The 19,266-nt window shown below is 50.1% G+C and carries 16 protein-coding genes; 14 read left to right on the forward strand and 2 right to left on the reverse strand.

The features are described from left to right. Nucleotides 1-308: 308 nt before the first annotated feature. A complete protein-coding gene (locus ACFQ0N_RS32440) occupies nt 309-1,304 on the reverse strand; it encodes a LacI family DNA-binding transcriptional regulator (protein ID WP_379334263.1) in 996 nt (331 codons plus the stop codon). Nucleotides 1,305-1,388: 84 nt separating this feature from the next. Between ACFQ0N_RS32440 and ACFQ0N_RS32445 the strand changes: the two genes are divergently transcribed. The 9 genes from ACFQ0N_RS32445 (at nt 1,389) to ACFQ0N_RS32485 (ending at nt 14,410) form a co-directional block, all read left to right on the forward strand. Continuing rightward, a complete protein-coding gene (locus ACFQ0N_RS32445) occupies nt 1,389-1,583 on the forward strand; it encodes a hypothetical protein (protein WP_379334264.1) in 195 nt (64 codons plus the stop codon). A gap of 7 nt (nt 1,584-1,590) precedes the next feature. Then, a complete protein-coding gene (locus ACFQ0N_RS32450; protein WP_379334328.1) occupies nt 1,591-2,874 on the forward strand; it encodes a Gfo/Idh/MocA family protein in 1,284 nt (427 codons plus the stop codon). A 41-nt stretch (nt 2,875-2,915) separates the two neighbouring features. Beyond that, a complete protein-coding gene (locus ACFQ0N_RS32455; protein ID WP_379334265.1) occupies nt 2,916-4,439 on the forward strand; it encodes an ABC transporter substrate-binding protein in 1,524 nt (507 codons plus the stop codon). A gap of 84 nt (nt 4,440-4,523) precedes the next feature. Continuing rightward, a complete protein-coding gene (locus ACFQ0N_RS32460; protein WP_379334266.1) occupies nt 4,524-5,468 on the forward strand; it encodes a carbohydrate ABC transporter permease in 945 nt (314 codons plus the stop codon). Continuing rightward, complete coding sequence (locus ACFQ0N_RS32465; protein WP_379334267.1) at nt 5,468-6,307, forward strand: carbohydrate ABC transporter permease; 840 nt, start codon at nt 5,468-5,470, stop codon at nt 6,305-6,307. Before ACFQ0N_RS32460 ends, ACFQ0N_RS32465 begins: the two co-directional genes overlap by 1 nt. A gap of 45 nt (nt 6,308-6,352) precedes the next feature. Further along, entirely contained in the window at nt 6,353-11,656 is a 5,304-nt protein-coding gene (locus ACFQ0N_RS32470) for a sugar-binding protein (RefSeq protein WP_379334268.1), read from the forward strand. A gap of 193 nt (nt 11,657-11,849) precedes the next feature. Next, a complete protein-coding gene (locus tag ACFQ0N_RS32475) occupies nt 11,850-12,308 on the forward strand; it encodes a double zinc ribbon domain-containing protein (RefSeq protein WP_379334269.1) in 459 nt (152 codons plus the stop codon). Between the two features lie 127 nt (nt 12,309-12,435). Next, nucleotides 12,436-13,599: an N-acetylglucosamine-6-phosphate deacetylase gene (gene nagA, locus ACFQ0N_RS32480; RefSeq protein WP_379334270.1), complete on the forward strand. Its 1,164-nt coding sequence runs from the start codon at nt 12,436-12,438 to the stop codon at nt 13,597-13,599. A 202-nt stretch (nt 13,600-13,801) separates the two neighbouring features. Then, nucleotides 13,802-14,410, forward strand: a complete 609-nt coding sequence (locus ACFQ0N_RS32485) for a DUF1361 domain-containing protein (protein ID WP_379334271.1) — start codon at nt 13,802-13,804, stop codon at nt 14,408-14,410. A 61-nt stretch (nt 14,411-14,471) separates the two neighbouring features. On the opposite strand, the gene ACFQ0N_RS32490 is transcribed toward ACFQ0N_RS32485, so the two are convergent. Continuing rightward, complete coding sequence (locus ACFQ0N_RS32490; protein WP_379334272.1) at nt 14,472-15,272, reverse strand: polysaccharide deacetylase family protein; 801 nt, start codon at nt 15,270-15,272, stop codon at nt 14,472-14,474. A 183-nt stretch (nt 15,273-15,455) separates the two neighbouring features. Between ACFQ0N_RS32490 and ACFQ0N_RS32495 the strand changes: the two genes are divergently transcribed. From ACFQ0N_RS32495 to ACFQ0N_RS32515, 5 genes are all read left to right on the forward strand, one after another. Continuing rightward, the gene (locus ACFQ0N_RS32495) at nt 15,456-15,644 is read left to right on the forward strand and encodes a PepSY domain-containing protein (RefSeq protein WP_379334329.1); all 189 of its coding nucleotides are present in this window, start codon (nt 15,456-15,458) and stop codon (nt 15,642-15,644) included. Nucleotides 15,645-15,738: 94 nt separating this feature from the next. Further along, entirely contained in the window at nt 15,739-16,272 is a 534-nt protein-coding gene (locus tag ACFQ0N_RS32500) for an RNA polymerase sigma factor (protein ID WP_379334273.1), read from the forward strand. Further along, a complete protein-coding gene (locus ACFQ0N_RS32505; protein ID WP_379334274.1) occupies nt 16,232-17,590 on the forward strand; it encodes a DUF4179 domain-containing protein in 1,359 nt (452 codons plus the stop codon). The genes ACFQ0N_RS32500 and ACFQ0N_RS32505 overlap by 41 nt, the downstream gene beginning before the upstream one ends. A gap of 96 nt (nt 17,591-17,686) precedes the next feature. Beyond that, nucleotides 17,687-18,115, forward strand: coding sequence for an ester cyclase (locus ACFQ0N_RS32510; protein WP_379334275.1), 429 nt, complete (start codon nt 17,687-17,689; stop codon nt 18,113-18,115). Nucleotides 18,116-18,229: 114 nt separating this feature from the next. After that, nucleotides 18,230-19,108 carry an ROK family protein gene (locus ACFQ0N_RS32515; protein WP_379334276.1) on the forward strand — a complete coding sequence of 293 codons (879 nt, stop codon included), beginning with the start codon at nt 18,230-18,232 and terminating at the stop codon, nt 19,106-19,108. Nucleotides 19,109-19,266 lie beyond the last annotated feature (158 nt).

Here is a 19,266-nt window from a genome sequence, read left to right on the forward strand (position 1 = left end):
CTGGCTGTAGCCAGGTCCTTGTTTTTTAATGCTGACGATGAGAGCTAACGAACCTGGGACACGCTATTGGCCGAAAAATCGGCTTGTACCGCGTGTAACGAACCTGAGACACGCTATTGATGGAAAAAAGGCGGGGAAGTGGCCGATTTTCGGTGAATAACGATTGGTAGATTCGTTACAGCCCACAAGGCCCATTTTGAGCCGAATAAGGGTTGTCAGGTTCGTTAGCGGCCCTTCAACTCAAATCTGCCAAGCAACTCCAACAATGGTTCTCGGGGTTACCCAGCTAACGTCCTCGGCCACACCTGCTAAGAACGAGCATGAGGTGGAGCAGCGGTGCCGCCTTCATGGCATTCGAACTCGGTAAAGCGGTAAGCAATGCCGCTAGTTTGGCGTGAATTCATAATGTCGACCAGCAGATCGACCGTTTTTTCTTTTTTCTCGGCTGGCACGTAGAAGGTCGTAAGCTGAGGGATGCTCACTTTGACCAGCTCGGACAATCCGGAGCCGATCAGGCTGACTTGCTGGGGCACAGCTACCCCATACTCTTTCAGCCGTTGCAGAACGCCGAACTGTATGACAGTATTGGCGCAGAAGGCGGCTGTGTATTCGATTCGCAGCTTTTGTGTACGTTTGCACAGCTCGTAGCCATTCTCCTCGTCGCTGATCTGCACAAGTCCTTTATCGATCGGAATGCCATGATCGGTGAGGGCCTGCTCATACCCTTCCAAACCAAGCTGGTGAATGTCATAGTCCAAGTTGCCGAGAAAAAGCGCAATCCGGGTATGGCCGAGAGAAATAAGGTAGCTGGTAGCGTCATAGGCCAGCTTGCGGTCATCAATAGCCGCAAAGTTGACTTTTTCGATGTTGCCCAGCAAAGGGAGACCGGCAAAAATATAAGGTGCATTGGAATTGCGGAATATCTCGACAATGGTATCATCGACATCCCCGGAAACGATAAATCCTTCAATCTCCTGATTATTCAGCAGCCGCTGCAGTTTATCCAACGATTCCGCATTAGAACGAATGTTCATAAACACAAGCCCATATTTATAACGGCTGGCTGCTTCCTCCATCGTTTTAAGGTCAGCCATATAACGCGGGTCATCTGCTTCACGGTCATAGAGAACATAGCAGAGCTTCGGACTGACTTCAACATCGCGATAACCCAGATCCTGTGCGGCTTTCAGTATCTTTGACCGGGTTTCGGCAGAGATGGTGCTGCTGGGTGAATTGTTCAAAACGAGCGATACGGCAGTACGTGAAATACCGAGGTAATTTGCAATATCTTTCTTAGTAACCATCAAATGCGCTCCTTCGCAGAAGCTCCGTTTGCACGGAGTTTATAACGATAGGTATATTTTAACCGTTTATAACGGGTTTCGTCAATGAAAAACAAGCGAGTTGGTCAGGGGGGATTTTTCCGAAAAAACGCGTTAGTCCTAGATCTAACAAGAATTATCGATATTGGACACAGAAAAATCAAAAATAACGAAAATATTTTACAGGAAAATTTTGTTGACAACGTTTATAACGTGGGTTATATTCGTTTTGACAAAAGTAAAGAGCTGGAAGGGGGTTGATTGCTTGATGCGCCCAATCACCGCAATATTAATTGGGGCCGGAGCGAGAGGGCGGATGGTGTATGGCCGGTATGCCGCACAGTATCCGTCGGAAATTAAAATCGTCGCTGTGGCGGATCCAGATCGAGAGCGCAGGCAGCTTGCGGTGGAGGAGCATGGGATTCAGGCAGCTCGCAGTTATATTAGTTGGGAGCAGCTATTGACAGGAGAGCGAATCGCCGATGTCGCCATCATAGCAACGCAAGACAAAATGCATTATTCACCGGTTTTGAAAGCGCTGTCTTTAGGCTATCATATTTTGCTGGAGAAACCGATGTCGCCATCTTTGACTGAAGTGCTGGATATGGCGGGAGCAGCTAAGGAGCAGGGACGGATGTTGACCGTATGCCATGTGCTGCGTTATACGCCATTCTGGTCCAAGATAAAGGAACTGTTAGCTGGCGGGGCAATCGGCGAGATTGTATCGATCCAATTAAGTGAAAATGTAGGCTATTTTCATATGGCGCACAGTTTTGTAAGGGGAAATTGGCGAAGTGCGGCAGAAACGAGTCCGATGATTTTGCAAAAATCATGTCATGATATGGATTTGATTTCTTGGTTGATGGGGAAAGCTTGTCTGCGCGTAAACTCTTACGGCTCCTTAGTGCACTTTCGTCAAGAGCATGCCCCGCAAGGAGCGGCGAATCGCTGCACGGACGGTTGCCCGGTCGAGCGGCAATGCCCGTATTCGGCGAAAAAGATTTATGCCGAGGACCCGACGCATGAATGGTCGCAATTCATTACACATGAGCTGACTGAGCAGGGAATTATGCAGGCATTGCAGAAAGGGCCGTTCGGCCGCTGTGTGTACCGCTGCGATAATGATGTCGTCGACCATCAAGTGGTCAATATGGAGTTCGAGGGCGGAGCGACTGCCGCCTTCACAATGTCGGGATTTACCCACGAATGTTCCCGTACGATCCAAGTTATGGGGACGCATGGTGAAATTAGAGGCCACATGGAGAAAGGGGAGATTGATCTTTATCCCTTCGGCAGAAAGCCGGTTCACTACGATATTCAAGGGGAAGGCAGGCATGGCGGCGGCGATGAACAGCTGATGCGCTCATTTGTGGCGCAGGTGCGTGCGGCCGATATTGGCGGAGCGGCCAGGGAGCAAGGGCTGACCTCGGCAGAAGTGTCGGTACAAAGCCATCTGATGGCATTTGCGGCGGAGCAGTCGCGCGTTGCCGGCGGTCATTCCGTTGAGATCAAGGAACTGCTGCGGCGGGGAAGCTTGACATCGGCAGTTTAAGACAAGGGGAATATTAATTTATTGATCAGGGGGATTGTACAATGGGGAAAAAATCAGTGGTCATGATGCTGTCAGCAATGATGGTTGCGCTTACGATGGCTGGCTGCTCGGGTGGTAATGGAAGCGGAACCAACAAGCAGGGCGAAGTGGACAAAAATACAAATCCAGCGAATACTAACAAGACCAATGACACCGGCAAGGAAGCCGGCCAGCAGCAAAATACTACTGCCGAGAAAGAAGTTTATCCCGAGAATGGCTTGCCTAAGGATGAGAAGGTCGTCCTGAAGGTCGGCTTCTGGGAAAATGGCGGCGGGCGCTCATGGATGGATGCGGCGATGAAGAAATTTACAGATAAATACCCGAACGTCACCTTCGATATTACATCGACGCCGACATTGGAGACGATTCTTGAGCCCAAAATTGCTGCCGGCGACGATAATGATATGTATGATCTGTTCTTCCCGAGATTTACGGCGGCCGGGCAATTTGACCGTCTGATGGAAGCGGGCAAAATTGAGCCGCAGGATGATTTATGGGATCGGGAGCTGCCAGGGGAGACAGGAAAAACGTTAAAGTCGGTTATTTCAAACGATATGTACGAAGGGTCGCACAACGGCTCGTTGAATATGACCGGCAGAGTGCCGGTAGCCGGATTTACGGCCGGACTGTTTTTTGATCAAACGTTCTTTGATGAGAATGGATGGAATAAAGATCCGCAAACATGGGATGAGTTCGTAGCGCTGATGGAGGCTATTAAAGCGAAAAATATCATTCCAATCACGTTCCCGGGCGTGTATGCGGGCTACTTAACGAATTATACGTTTGATTTACTGCCGTTCTCGTTGGCAAAAGCGGCCGGGAAGTTCGATGCCTATATTGACAATTTCCGCAATTACAAAGGCCCGCAGCTGACGACGGATGAAAATAAAGAAATGTGGAACAGATTGTACGATTTCGGCAAGAAGGGTTATTTCCCTAATGGTGTAGCTGCTCTCAATCATACGCAATCGCAGATGCAGGTGCTGCAGCATAAAGCGGCGCTCGTGTCGACAGGCGACTGGGTCGGCAACGAGATGAAGGACAGTACGCCGGATGGATTCAAATGGGGCTTTATGGCGATCCCGGCCACAAATGATAAGGAGCAGACGATCTTTATTAATTCTGGCGTCACCGATGTCGGTTTTGCCATTTGGAAAAATAAACCTGATCTCATCAAGAAGTGGGCAAAGGAGTTCATTTTGAGTCTGTACAGCTTTGAAATTCAAGAAATTATTGCTGCAGAAGCAGGCGCATTCCCGTCTCGCCTGGATTTTGGCGATGACCCGGCGCGCATTGCCAAGCTGCAGCCGGCTCCGGCAGCGGTAATGGAGTATGCGACCAAGCATAAAGTGGAATATATTTCATTCCGCCGCAATTTTGCGCTCACAAGTCCGGAGGCCGGACAATCGTCGAAGCTGGTTTCCGAAATGATAACAGCAGTTGCTAATGCGAAGAAGGAGCCAATCGCTACTTTGGAGGAAGCAGAGAAGCTGCTGCAGCAAAGTATCGAAAAGGATCGCCCATAGCGGCAATTTGGAGCACGGGGAAAGGGAGAAGGGGGATTCACCGTAAGTCCCCCTGCCCTTTCTCACAAGTAAGGAGGTAGCGCGTTGGCTATTGGAATGGAGCAAGTGGCGACAACTGTAAACACCCGGAAGGGGAGCGCTAACGCAAAGCGGCAAAAAATCATTTTTCTGATGATCGCAATTGTGCCATCATTTGCAGGTTATCTGCTGTTTACGCTTTATCCGAATATACTCTCCATCTACTACTCATTATTGGAATGGGATGGCTTGACGGATGCCAAATTTGTCGGCTTCAGCAATTACATTCATATGATATCTGACAAGTTTGTGTGGCGCGCCTTATATCATAACGCGGTTTATATGGTAGTCGTGCCGGCTGCGATTGTCTTTATATCGCTTTTGATAGCTTTTTTGCTGAACAACAAGCCCTATCGGGAAAATCCGTTTTACAAGGTGCTTTTCTTTTTTACCAATGTGTTGTCAACGGTAGTAGTTGCGCTGTTATGGACCTTTATGTACGATGGCAGCTTTGGACTGCTCAACGGCATTCTTAAATTGCTTGGCCTACCGATAGAAGATTTTTACTGGCTTGGCGATACGAGAACGGCGATTTGGGCGCTTGTACTGCCAATGATCTGGGGTGGTGTCGGGCTATATGTCGTTATTTTTATGAATGCAATCAGCGCGATCCCCAAATCGCTCTATGAAGCGGCCACTCTGGAGGGCGCGCGTCCGATACAGATTTTGTTTCGCATTACCATCCCGCTTATTCGCGGCGTTATCCGCGTCTGCGTCATTTTCGTCGTTCTGGGTACGTTGAAAGGGTTCGAAATTATTATGATTATGACCAATGGCGGTCCGGAAGGGTCGACGGATGTCATTGGGCTGTACATGTTCAATATGGCTTTCGGCAAAGAGTACCATAACTATGGTTATGCTTCGGCAATCGGCATGCTGCTGTTCCTGTTTCTTGTCGCTGTAAAGCTGATCATCGACAAATATTATCCGGATGAAGGTGTTGAATTCTGATGGTTGGAAAGAGCAGAGTTGTGGTCGATTTGTTCTGGCGGCTTTTATTATTGTTATGGGCGCTGTCGATTATACTGCCGATTGTCTGGCTGCTGATTCAGTCGCTGCGGACGAATGCCGATTTTTTTCAATCCATATGGGGACTGCCGCAAAAGCTGGAATGGGGCAATTATGAACGCGCGTGGACGAGTTACAATATCGGCAAATCAATGCTGAATACGCTCTATTATGTAGGGGCGGGCCTTTTGTTTGGCACCTTTTTGACCGTGCTGAATGCTTATGCGCTGACGAGAATTGCCTTCAAAGGGCGCAAGCTGCTATGGTCGCTGATCATGCTGTCCTTATTTTTGCCGGGGATTAACGCTTTAGTGCCGCAATATATTTTGATGAAATCTCTTCATTTGACGAATAGTCTGACAGGGCTTGTCGTGCTCGACAGTTTGGGGGAAAACGTGTTCTTCCTTATGCTGTTGGGCGGATTTATGTCCTCGCTGCCCAAAGATTTGGAGGAAAGCGCCTTTGTGGACGGGGCGACCCTGTTTCAAGTGTTCTGGCGCATTATTGTTCCGTTGTCGACGCCGGGCATTGTTACCGTGGCCATTTTCAAATTTTTAGGGTTGTATAACAATTTCCTCGGACCGTTCATCTATTTGAGCGATCCGGCCAAATACACGATCGGCGTTAATATGTATCAAGCGAATATGAGGATGAACTACAGCGCCGATTGGGTAACGATGTTTGCTGGCGTCATGATTGTCATGGTGCCATCGATCATAATTTATATTCTGTTCCAGCGACGGATCATGGAGGGGGCGACGCTTGGCGCGATGAAAGGGTAGAGCTGCAGCATGCAAGGAAACTACTAAAAGGGAGCGGATTTACAGATGGCCAGGTTGTATGCAGCTAGCAAACGACTAATGGTATGGATGTTAGTAGCAAGCTTAATGATTCCTTTTATTGTTGGCAGTAGTTCAATTGTAAAGGCGGAAGCAGCCGGCGGCAATGTAATTGTCAACAGCGGCTTTGAAAGCGTAACGAATGGCAATCCCGATAGCTGGGTGCATTCTGCAGGAGTGTGGGGAACCGAATTCGGATTAAGCAATACCGAGAAGCACACCGGCAGCTACAGCGTATTTATTAATCATTCCACAGGTGAAGGTTTTCCGTTATGGTCGCCCGCTGCCAGAGTCGCGCTTGATGAGACAAAGGAGTATGAGTTTTCAGTCTGGCTGAAAGTGGCGGACACCAATATGTCGGGAAATCCGATGCTTAATCTCGACTTCTACGGAACGGAAATCAATCCGGTAACGAATGACACGTGGATTGGCGCAACGAATCAAAAGCTGGAGAAGTCCGAGTTTACCGGCGACTGGCAAAAGCTTACTTATCGCTTTCAGCCGCTCGCGGGCGCAAAAGAAGCGATCGTCTATTTGATGGTCACTGGCGGGACTGGCCGTGTCTACTTCGACGATGTCGAGTTTGGACTGGCGGCGGCCGACCCCGACCCTGCAGCCGGCGACTACAAAATATGGACAGCGTCCAATACGATGAACCTGACGCGCAAGGCGAAGCCGCTGGCCTCAACTAGTGTAACGCTCGATATGGCTGGCCGAGAATATCAGAGCGGGCAGGTGCTGGTGACCGCCCAGGATGGCAAAGCGGATATTACGACTGCAACCGTTACAGATTTAACTTATGGAACATCGGTCATTCCGGCCAGCCAAATTCAAATTCTTGTGCAGCAGTATGTGCAGGTGACGCAAACCACCAATGCCGCCCATGGCCCGGGAGCCTATCCGGATGCGCTGGTTCCGCTGGATGCCTATATGAATAAGCATGGCAAAATAGCAGTCAATCCAGGCGACAACCAGGCGCTGTGGTTTACAGTGCGGACAGAGCCGGAAACCCCTGCGGGCGTCTATCAAGGGACGATCGCTCTGACTGTGAATGGCGAAGTGAACAATGTGCCCATCCAGGTTCGCGTCCGCAGCTTCTCATTGCCCGAGGAAAATCATGCCCAGACCGCTTTTGCGATTTGGGGAGGTGACATGCTGCTGGCCGGACATCCGGGGATTGCCGATCAATCGCCGGAATACTGGGAGTTAATGCGCAATTATTATCATTTCATGCTGGACTATCATGTCACGCCTACAGATCTTCCGATACCGGCGAATAATTACAGTCAATATATTTTGGATGCCGAGCCATACATTCATGATCCTCGTGTGTCGGCCTACCGGCTGCCATATACAATAGGAGATTTTGAGAATGGCAAGGCCGCCGCTTTGGTCAACGGTTTGAAACAGAAAGGTCTGCTGGATAAAGCTTATTATTATTTGGGAGGCGAAATCGATGAGCCGACACCGTCGATGTTTCCCAAAGTCATTCAGCGAAGCCAGCAAATTGCTGCCATCGATCCGGACCTGCGGCATGTGGTGACGACAGGGCTGCACGCCGAATTGGAAAACGATGTCAACACCTTTACGCCGCTGTTCAGCGAATTTCTCTCACAGACCTATATCGATGAAGCGAAGCGGTTGCAGGCTGAAGGCGGTCAAATGTGGTGGTACGGGTGTGTCGCTCCTAAATATCCGTATCCGACTTATCATATCGACGACGATCTGATCAGTGCGCGGCTCGTTTCCTGGATGCAGCGGTCTTATGGCATTGAAGGCAATTTGTACTGGTCGGTCAACATTTATAAAAAATATACGGGAACGCAGTATGTTGCCCGCGATATTTGGAATGATCCGCTCGCTTTCCCCGGGGCGAATGGAGACGGTTATCTGCTTTATCCGGGCACAAAATACGGCATTAACGGCCCAATTGCGACCTTGAGATTGCAAACGATTCGCGACGGCAATCAGGATTTTGAATATTTGTGGCTGCTTGAGCAGCGTATTAAAGAGGCATCCCAGCTGCTTGGCGTCGATGTGAAGCTGGAGCAAATCATGCAGCCATACTACGATCGTTTATTTACGAATGTGAAAACGTTTACTAAAAATGTAGGCGAGCTTCAGGCGGTACGCAGCGAAGTGGCCGACCTGATCGAACAACTGGAGCGGGATCCGAAAGCGCTCATCCTGGTGAATGATCATCCGGCGCTGAGCTCCAAGAAGGAAATCGTCGTATATGCAGCGAAGGGAACCGAGGTTGCCGTTAATGGAGAAGCGGTGACGGCTGAGCCTATTGCCAATAATACGATCGCGGTCAGCTACAAAAAAACGGTGACTGTCGCTCCCGGTATGAACCAGGTGACCATTACGCTTCGCAAGGCCGGTCAAGAACTGACGGCAGTGAAGCATATTTATGTAAAGCCGCGTGCGATTGAGCCGATCATGAAAAAGATCATTATTAACAATTTTGCCGATGCGCAATCTCTAACGGGCGTTACAGCGGAATATCAAGTTCAGCTTGAAGGGCCGGTGGCCGATCATGCTACGGGCGAGGGCAAGGCATTGAAGGCGACTGTTCCTGTGCTGACAGGCGAAGCTTATCCGGGTGTGCGTTTTCCTGTCCGTCCGGAGATTCGAAATATTACGGGCTATGAATCGGTGGAGCTGGATATATTCAATGACTCCAGTCAAACGATGAATCTTTTTATCAAGTTTTTTGATTCACACGGAAAAGCATCGGATCATCAGCTTGGAACGTTAGTTCCGGGAGCGAATCATCTCTCCTTCCCGGTTGCGCAGGTCAATCTCGATCGGGAAAATCTTTCTTCTATTTTGTTCTGGACCTTCTCCAGTACAACGCCAGTACCGCTGTATTTCAGCGATCTTCATTTCCTGGCGGTTGACGAAGAGGCGATGAAGGGAATGGAGCTGCCTTTTTCTCCAATTGTTCCTGCGATTGACGGGTCATTGAGCGATCCGGTGTGGCAGCTTGATCGGAAGCTGTCTCACAAGACGGGTACGACAGACAATACAGCGTCTTATGATTTGCGCTATAATGAGGAATATTTTTTTATCGCAGTAGATGTGACCGATAGTCAAGTGATCAACTCGCAAGCGGCGAACCCTTGGGACGATGACTCGGTAGAAATTTTCGTTTCCGGAAGCGGCAATAAGGGCGACTATGACGATCAGACCGTTCATTATGTTTTTCGCTATAATGACAGCACCGTACATGCTTATGGAGCGGGGAACAAGCAAACGGAGGAGATTCTGCACCAATCGCAGCGGACTGCTGGCGGCTATGCGATGGAAATCGCCATTCCATGGCGTACGATCGGCGTCCAGTCAGCGGAGGGGAATGTGATCGGACTTACGATCCACGTCAATGACAAAAACAGCGATAACGCGTCTGCTGCCGCGCAAGGTAAGCTGAGCTTGACGGCGGATGCAGCGAATGATGCTGTATCCTCGCTGCACTGGGCTGACAAGGTACTGACGAAATCGGCGATGACGTTCGCGCTGGGGAAGATTTCGGACCAAGCGCTCGTTATTGACGGGAAGCTGAATGAGGCTGTGTGGAAGCCGAAATATAATATAGGTCAGCGGACCTTCGGTTTCATGAATGATACCCATAATGCCGCCAGCCTGGGGCTGCGTTGGAGCCCAACTTATTTGTACGCCGCGTTCGATGTAAAAGACAGTAATGTGCACGCGCCGCAAACAAAGCCCGTCTGGGAAGAAACAAGCGTCGAACTGTTTGTAGACGGCAACTTCACGCGCGGGGTGCGCGATTCCTCCGCCCATCAATACACAATTCGTTTTGATGACGATACCGTATATTATAATGGCGCAGCAGGCGGTCCGACGGACGGAATCATTCACAAATCGGTGAAGACTGGGGACGGCTATCAGGTCGAAATAGCCATTCCGTGGGAAACGATCGGCGTTACAGCCGAGGAAGGTAAGTGGATCGGAATTACTTCTCATATTAACTTTGTGCAAGACTCCGGGGGCGCTGTACTCGGCTTAACGGAGAACGGAACCGGCGATGTCACGACGACGGCGGATTATCTGGCCTTCCAACTGACGGGAAATAATGATCCGGTTGACCCTGTCGATCCTGGCAATCCTGACAATGGAAGCGGCTCCGGCATTGTCTGGCCGGGCGTACCGGCTGCGAGTTCCAGCGTGCTCACCGTTCTTCCGGGCGATATTGGCTCCGCGCAGCCGAAGATTGAGCTGAAGCCGGAGCAGGCAGAGGTAGCGCTGCCGCTGGCGACACTTCGCAAATTGGCGGACAGCCAGGCAAATCTTCTGCTTGTAAAGGGAGAGGCGCAGCTCACGCTGACCAAAGAATGGGCGGCATCGCTGCTGAAAGGGCAACAAGCAGACGAAGCAGAACTGCATATTCAGTTCAACAAGCTGGATGAAGCAACCGGAAAGCAGCTGGCAGAGCTGGCGGCTAAGACGCAATATGCCGACATTCGGTTAAATGATGCAGCATGGGAGCTTCATGCATGGTGGATCAGCAGCGGCCAAAAGCAAGCGATTGACGAGCTGACGGTCCCATGGATTTTATCGCTGCCGCATGGCCGGCAGGCTCCGGATGGAATCTATCGGCTGCAGGAAGGCGGACAAGTCGCTTATGCAGGCGGCAAGCCAGTGGCAGATCGGCTTGAAGCGGCATTGAAGCAAACTGGTGTTTATGCAGTTTTATCCTATAATAAGAAGTTCGATGATGTAGCTGCCGCTCATTGGGGGGCGAAAGCTATTCAGCAGCTTGCCGCACGGCAGGTTGTTAATGGCACATCGCAATCTGCCTTTACCCCTGAACGCCAAGTAACCCGTGCCGAATTTACGGCTTTAATCGTCAGAGCGCTTGGGCTCGATGAGAAGGAAACAGCTGATAGTATTACTTTCCCGGACGTCAAATCAACGGACTGGTTCGCCGGCGCGGTGGCGGCAGCGGCCAAAGCCGGCTTGATTCAAGGCAATGCTACCGGCAGCTTCTTGCCCGGGGAGATGATGTCGCGCGAGCAGATGGCTGTGCTGCTTGTTCGTGCTTACGAGTGGAAAAATAGGGAGAACGCGGCATTGGCAGAGCGGCCGTCCCGATTTGCCGACGAAGGGCAGATTGCTGCCTGGGCGAAGGCCGGCGTGCATACTGCAGCCGGGCTTGAGCTGATGAAGGGACGCTCTGCAAATTTATTCGTGCCTAAAGGTGTAGTGAGCCGGGCGGAAAGTGCACAGGCAATTTATAATCTGATGAAGGTTATGGGGCTTATATCATAATCGTTCAAAGGGCCAGAATGTTGTATTTTTATACAATATTCAGCCCTTTTTCTTATAATTTTGGCAGAAAGGAGTCAATTGGAAAAAAAACGCCGGGCGGCTACAATTTACAAAATTTAAAGCATGGACGAGCCGCTTTCATGTATACTAGAAGCACTTCACTTGGTTTGGACGTATGGAGGTGCTGTAGTGAATGGCGGTTAGAACATGCCCCAGCTGCGGGGAAGCCAATTCTGAAAATGCGATACAGTGTATCGTGTGCAGCAGTTCGCTCAAAAATGCACCTATAGAAGGGACGCCTGATGCGGACAAAAATTTGGATCAGTTATTCGGGGCAAAGTCTACCCATTGCTGGCATTGCAATGAGAAGGTGGAGCAGGATGCGCTGCGCTGCAAGTATTGCGGTAGTACGATCATTAAACCAACGAGAAATGAAGGAAGATACTATAGCTCGGGAGGAGAGGGCTCGCCGGATGGGTGCGCTATCTTTCTGCTTTTTGCGGCGACCTTTATCATTCCGTTAGTCGGCCTGATTGTAGGCGGGATCTTTGTTTTCAATGATGACCCCGGAAAGCGTGATTTAGGCAAAGGCCTGCTTATTTTTGGATTAGTTATGATCGTGATCTTTTCCTTACTCAGTTACATGTTTTGAGCGAAATTCTACATCTTCCGATGGTTGAAGCGGGGCAATGATGCTATAATAGAGTTAGTTTGGAAAACATTTTTATGTATGGAAAATAAACTCGATCGCTAATCAACGTTGGAGGGGAACTTAAGCCATGAGTGACGGTAATCAAGTGACCGCTATTGTTCATGCCAAGCTGGTAACGCCTCATTCGGTCATTGATAACGGCGTTATCGTTGTCAAGGACGGGCGCATTGCCGAATGCGGCTCGCACAAAGAAATTGCTGTACCTGAGGACGCTTTCATTATCGATGCTGAAGGGCAGTATGCAGGGCCGGGCTTTATTGATATTCACTGCCATGGCGGTGGAGGACATTGGGCCTGGGAAGAGCCGTATTTGTTCGCTTTGTCGCATCTCAAGCATGGGACGACCGGCATTTTGCCGACACTGTTCTATAACCAGAGCCGGGAAAATATGCTTGAAGGTGTGCGCAATGTGGTACAGATGGAGAAGCAGCCGTTCAGCAGCGCGATTGTCGGGATGCATTTGGAAGGGCCGTATATTAATCCGAAATATGGAGCGATTACATCGCCGATCCGCCCGCCGGATCCCGATGAATATCATGCCTTGCTGGAGCTGGCGGGCGACCGGATCAAGGTGTGGACGCTGGCGCCCGAGCTGCCGGGGCAGGAGGAATTTGCCGAAGCCGCGGCCAAATACGATATTGCACTGTCTGTCGGCCATTCCGAAGCGGATGCAGAAACGATTTTTTCGTTTGTGCGCTACGGCTTGCAGATCGGCTGCCACTGCACGAATGCATCAGGCACGACGCCTTCACCGTCCAGGTATGGAGGGACTCGCGAGGTAGGCGTCGATGAAGCGGTGCTCGTCCATGACGATATTTATGCCGAAGTTATCCCGGATGCGAACGGGATTCATGTCCGCCCGCTTATGTGCAAATTGATTTATAAGACAAAGGGGACCGATAAAGTCATTATCATTACTGATGGAATGGATACAGCCGGCTTGCCTAGCGAACCGGGAGATCCGTTTGAGGATGTCAATTATGTTGAAGGTCTGGGCTTATCCGGCAGCAGGCTGACGATGGACCGGGCAGTGCGCAATATGATGCGCCATACTGGAGCAGGGATAGTCGATGCGTTTATTATGGCATCGCTTAATCCCGCGAAGGTGCTCAAGCTGGATAAGGAGATGGGAAGCCTGGAAAAGGGCAAGCGGGCCAATATCGTCATTGTGACAGGGGATATTGAAGTTAAGCAGGTGATGTTGGAAGGTAAGCTTTATAAAGAAGGTTAATTGCCGCAGGCTGGTAACTTTTTGGCAGGGCGAATCGTCTTAACGGATAACATCATGTTTTGGGAGGCGATTCGCCCTGCTGAAGTCGGATCAATTTCGGGCCAAGCTCGTTGTACTATCATTATTGTTTATTGCTACGATATGCTGCCTGGGGCTAGGCGCGTATATACGGCATTATACAGGAAGAGGCATCTATACCTATTTGAATTGGGATATGTTTCTCGCCTGGGTACCGGTCGGATTCGCTTTGCTGCTTGATCTGATCGTGCTAGGCCGCGACAAGGTGCAGCTCTGGCATTATGTCTTAATAGTGCCGATCGGCATGGTATGGCTGTTCTTTTATCCGAATTCAGGCTATCTGGTTACAGATATTTTGCACCCGTTTCTTCATTATAAGCCAATGACGGGCGGCAATTATTTTTATGAAATCGAGTTCTGGCATCATTTGCTGCTCTTTTTTACGGCCGGCGTAATCGGATTGCTGCTGAGCTTCTATTCCTTGTTTTCCTTGCAGGAGCTGGTCAGGCGCCTGTTCGGGCGAGTGGCAGGCTGGCTGTTTGCTCTGGCTGTTCTGCTGCTGAGCAGTTACGGCATTTACATTGGCCGCTTTATTCGCTGGAATAGCTGGGATGTGTTTACCCGGCCGCGCTATTTGCTGCGAGAGCTGGTTTTCATTATGACGGATAAGACGAAGGTGCTGCACATTATTGCATTTTCAAAGGTGATTTTCCTTTGCTTGCTGCTTAGCTATTGCATCCTTGTGGCAATTACGACACTGGCTGCCAGCCGGCGTCCGGTCACGGAAAAATGAGAAACGATCCCTTCACAGCGCTTGATCGGCTGTACGAGAAGGGATCGTTTTTTTGTCACTGTTACTCAGTCAGATTAACGGTCTGTCCGGCACCGATTTTACGCATAACGCCATCCGCGGAAATCCAGATGTCGAGCGAGGACGGATTGTAGACGATCGTTTGCGCGGCGGAAAAACGCAGTTGGCGCATCGCGTTGATATAGTCGACAATTTCAATATTAGTCGCATACCAAATATCGTTTCGCCCGCCAATCATTTGGCAAAATTGCTCGATTGTTTCCCAGTTGTTATCATTGTGGAACTCATAGCTATGACCCCATACATATAAAAGCTGCATATGATCATATCTTTGAGGCTGGAGAAACTGCTCTCCCACCCGGAGCATATCATTGTGGTGACAGGTCGGGTGCCATTCCAGCCAATTGTCCGGCAGTGTAAATTTGCCATGGCTTTGGACGGTCCGTGCATATTCAATGCCGAGGGCGGGCAGCAGGCCGATCACTTTTTCATTATAGGTGCCGTTAGGATACGACATGCCTCTGACCGGATAGTTCGCCAGCTGCTCTAACGCTGCGCGGTCATCGACGATCTGCTTGATCACCCCAATTTCAGGGATCGTTTCGAGAAAAGGGTGCGTGCACGTATGGGCGGAAATTTCATGCTCGGCAAACAAGGCGGATACTTCCTCAGCTGTAATGTAGCCATCCCGGCCGAAAAAGCCGGAGTTCAGATGGAAAGAGCCTTTAATATGATAGCGGTTCATGATTTCGACCAGCCGCCGGTCGTGATCCCGCCCGTCGTCGTAGCTGAGCGTGAGCGCTCTGGTAACACCGCCGGGGAAGGCATTCAGCTTTATGTTCATCATTGTCATCTCCTCAGATCGCAATATGCAACAATTTCGACAACCGGTTATATCACTCCTGCAAGTTCAGGCAAGTATGCTGGCTTGCCTCCGGGTTATGATATGATAGTGAAAAAATGAGCGATCGAAGGTGAGAGGGCAGCAACGGCCAGTTCAGTAGCTTCGAATAATAACACAAAATGGATCGGCGAAGAAAAGGCGAAGCAACTGGCGCTCGTAGCCGTACAAGGCCAGATTAAAAGCATGGAAATTGAGCGTGGACATGGCGTCCGCTATTACGAAGTGGAGTTGGAGACCGACAAGGGCGAGGTTGAGGTTGACGTTGACGTCGATGCCTATAACGGTAAAATATTATCTGTTAATTATGACTGAATATGAAAGACGATCTGATGGATCGTCTTTTTTTATTGGTTTGGGAACCGCGAGGCCGTTCTATGCATAATACCAGTGAAAGGAGTGGACGAAGGTGGAGCGTGAAGAACGATTGAAGGCGTGGATGCTGCAATACACCAATCGGTTGTATCGGCTAGCCTACACGTTGACGCGCAATAAGGCCGAGGCGGATGACCGGGTGCAGGACGGTTACATTAAAGCATTTTATGCGATGGAATCATTTGACTCTGCTCGAGATCCGTTCCCCTGGCTGGCGAGGATCGTCATCAATGAATGCAAAATGGCCAAGCGGCGCAGCTTTCGGGAAATTGTAATGGATCTGCTGCCCGAACGGTCAGTGGCCAGCACGGAGGAAGCGGTATTGCGTTCTGCGACGAGGGAAGAGATCTACGATGTTATTTTGCGATTGCCGCAGACGATGCGGATCCCGATTGTGCTGTACTACTTTGAAGAGCTTAGTGTGCAGCAGATTGCCGAAGTAATCGGAACGCCGGCAGGCACAGTGAAATCCCGTCTGGCACGGGGGAGAGAAAAGTTGAACCGGTGGTTAGAGGAGGCGGAGCGTAATGAACGAGCAACAGATTCAGAATGCAAAACGATCGTATGAAGTGCTGGAGACGGATGTGGAACTAATGATGGAGAAAGTGGGGAAGAGGTTGCAGAGCGGAAAGGGAAGAGCCGTCCAGCGCCCAAAATGGATGATTCGCCGGATGTCGCTGACTGCTGCCGCCGCGGCGGTGCTGTGCACGGTCGTTTTAGGCAGCGGATTTATCTCGCCAGCAATGGCCGCTGTCCTGAAAGAGATCCCGATCGTCGGTTCTATATTTCAAAAAGTTCGCGGTCCCGGGCTGCAGACAGCTGCGGAAAGAGGGATGAGCGAAACAGTTGGTCAGGCTGTCCACAACAACGGCGTCACCTTGCAGATTCAAGAGATTATCTATGACGGCGACCGGGTGTCGATCGGCTATGTTCAGCAGGCAGATGAAGGCTTTGTCAATGGTTCCGGTCCCTGGGACGGCATTGACTTCAAGATCAACGGCGAGCCGTATTCTGATTCGGTTCATGGCACCGGCACTGAAGCGCTGGACAGCGGCGGCAACACAAGAGTCGGACAAATTACGCTGCAGCCAAACAAACAGAAATTGCCCGATCAATTTGAACTGACGATCGAGGTTGCTGCCGTCGGAGGAATTGCCGGCGAATGGAATTTTACGATCCCGGTGAAAAAGACGGTGTCAGACATCCGTTCTATGATGCCGATGCTCACGAAAAGCGACGGCGAAACAACGCTTCTACTAAAGAAAGTGAGCTTTAAACCCGGCGTGGTGGATGTCGAAGTCGAGCTGCGTCGCCCGGCGGCCATGGCAGGCGAGCGGATGTATTCTACGGAGGTCGTCACAGACCGCGGCATTGCTTTGGAAGGAGGCAACATGGAAGGGGACGGCTACATTGAAGGGGATACGCATGTCCAACTCGGAACATTCCATTTTGATGCGCCGGAGCAGATGCCGAAGTCGATCACGATCCAGCAGAGAATCCCTGAAACATATACGGAGGATGAACGTTGGAACAAAGTGGAGTTGACCGGCGAACCGACAGAAAGCAATCCGCTTGTTATTTCGCAGGGAGCGGCTGGACGCCTGCTCATTACCAAGATAGAACAGTCGGAAAACAATACTATGGTTTATTTCCGGACAGAGGGGAACGACCCGAAAAATCAGGGATATGTTGTTATCGAAGATAAGCAACAACCGTGGGGGTTCTTGAGTCCGGATAAACAAACGGAAGTTGATGCGGAAAAATACAGTTACGTCAGCGAGTTCGCGGCAATCCCTGCCGATCAGTCGCTCGTCTTCATGGCTAACAACTTGAAAAAGCCAAACTACAATAAAAAGCTGGAAATTACGCTTCCGCTTGAATTTTGATAGCAAGATGGGCTTCCCGATAAGGGAGGCCCTGTTTTGCTTTACTTGTACAACTCCTTTAAAATAGTTGAATAGATTCGTTAAGGAGTGAAATTTATGGATCCTATTCAACATAATAATGATTTGTATGAAAAGTGGGTTAAAGCATGGAATTCGGATATTCATATAGTAGACAGCATTGTATCGGAGAATTGCATTTTTCATCGCAATAGTGCAAGCGGAGTCAATGCCGGCGAGATTACCGGAGCCGAACCTTTGAAAAAGCTTATTCAAAATGGCACTAAGCCATTCAAAGAGCATCAGATGGAAATTGTTGTAGGCCCGATTACAACTCCGGAATACGTATCTGTCCGCTGGCGGTTTACAGGGAAATATAATGGAAAAATACCGGGCGCAAAAGCGAAGAAAAATAAAGTGATCGCTTTCGAGGGGATCGATATTTTTAAAATACAGGATGGCCTGATTAGTGAATATTGGGTCAACTCCGAGGAAATGTCGACGATGCAGCAGCTCGGAATGCTATAAAATGACAGTCGTCATAAGACAAGTTTATCGAGAAATCCCCTTTTCTTTTGGCACAACTTCCGTCACAATGGAGAAGTAAGGTAAAGGCATCATAATTGTTGGAGGTTTACATTCATGCGTATTGGTGCAATCGAGGCAGGCGGCACAAAATTTGTCTGCGGCGTAGGAAATGAAGAGGGGATTATCGAAGATCGCGTCAGCTTCCCCACTGAAAAGCCGGAAATTACTCTCGCTAACGTAATTAACTATTTCCGCGATAAGCAAGTGGAAGCGATTGGCATAGGTTCTTTCGGACCGATTGATTTGGATCGCAGCAGTGCGACTTATGGTCATGTGACGACAACACCGAAGCCGGGCTGGACGGGGTATCCGTTTCTCGGCACGTTGAAGGAAGCATTCGATGTCCCGTTCGGCTGGGATACCGATGTGAATGCGGCTGCATTCGGCGAGGCCACCTGGGGGGCCGCCCGCGGCCTGGATAGCTGTGTGTATTACACGATCGGTACTGGTGTCGGGGTTGGCGTTTATGCCGAAGGCAAAATGGTGCATGGTCTGGTTCATCCCGAGGGAGGCCATATTTTGACCCGCCGCCATCCGGAGGATGAATACGCCGGCACCTGCCCTTATCATGGCGATTGCCTGGAAGGGATGGCAGCAGGACCGTCACTGGAAAAGCGCTGGGGCATCAAAGGCAGCGAGCTGGGCGTAGACCATCCTGCCTGGAAAATTGAAGCCTTCTATATTGGACAAGCAGTCGCGGGCACGATTTTGCTGCTTTCGCCAAAAAAAGTCATTCTGGGCGGCGGTGTCATGCATCAGGAGCAGCTGTTCCCGCTTATTCGTGAAGAAGTAAAACGCAATTTGAACGGTTATGTCAGTGCCGCGGCTATCCTTGAGGACATTGATTCGTATATCGTGCCTCCGGGATTAGGCGACAACGCCGGTCTGTGCGGCTCGCTGGCACTTGGCTTGGATGCACTGCGCAATAAGTAAACTATAGGCGACAGTATAGGCGCGAACCTTTGGGGGTTCGCGCTTTTATTGTTTAAGGGAGGGCGGTCATGGCACATGAACGAACGCTAACGGATGCCACGGCCGCTATTTTCGAAAAATCGACCGATCTGAAATTTTAACGGATCTGTGCGCCGCTA

This window comes from Paenibacillus sp. GCM10027626, assembly GCF_042676285.1.
In the GTDB taxonomy this organism is placed as follows: domain Bacteria; phylum Bacillota; class Bacilli; order Paenibacillales; family Paenibacillaceae; genus Paenibacillus_Z.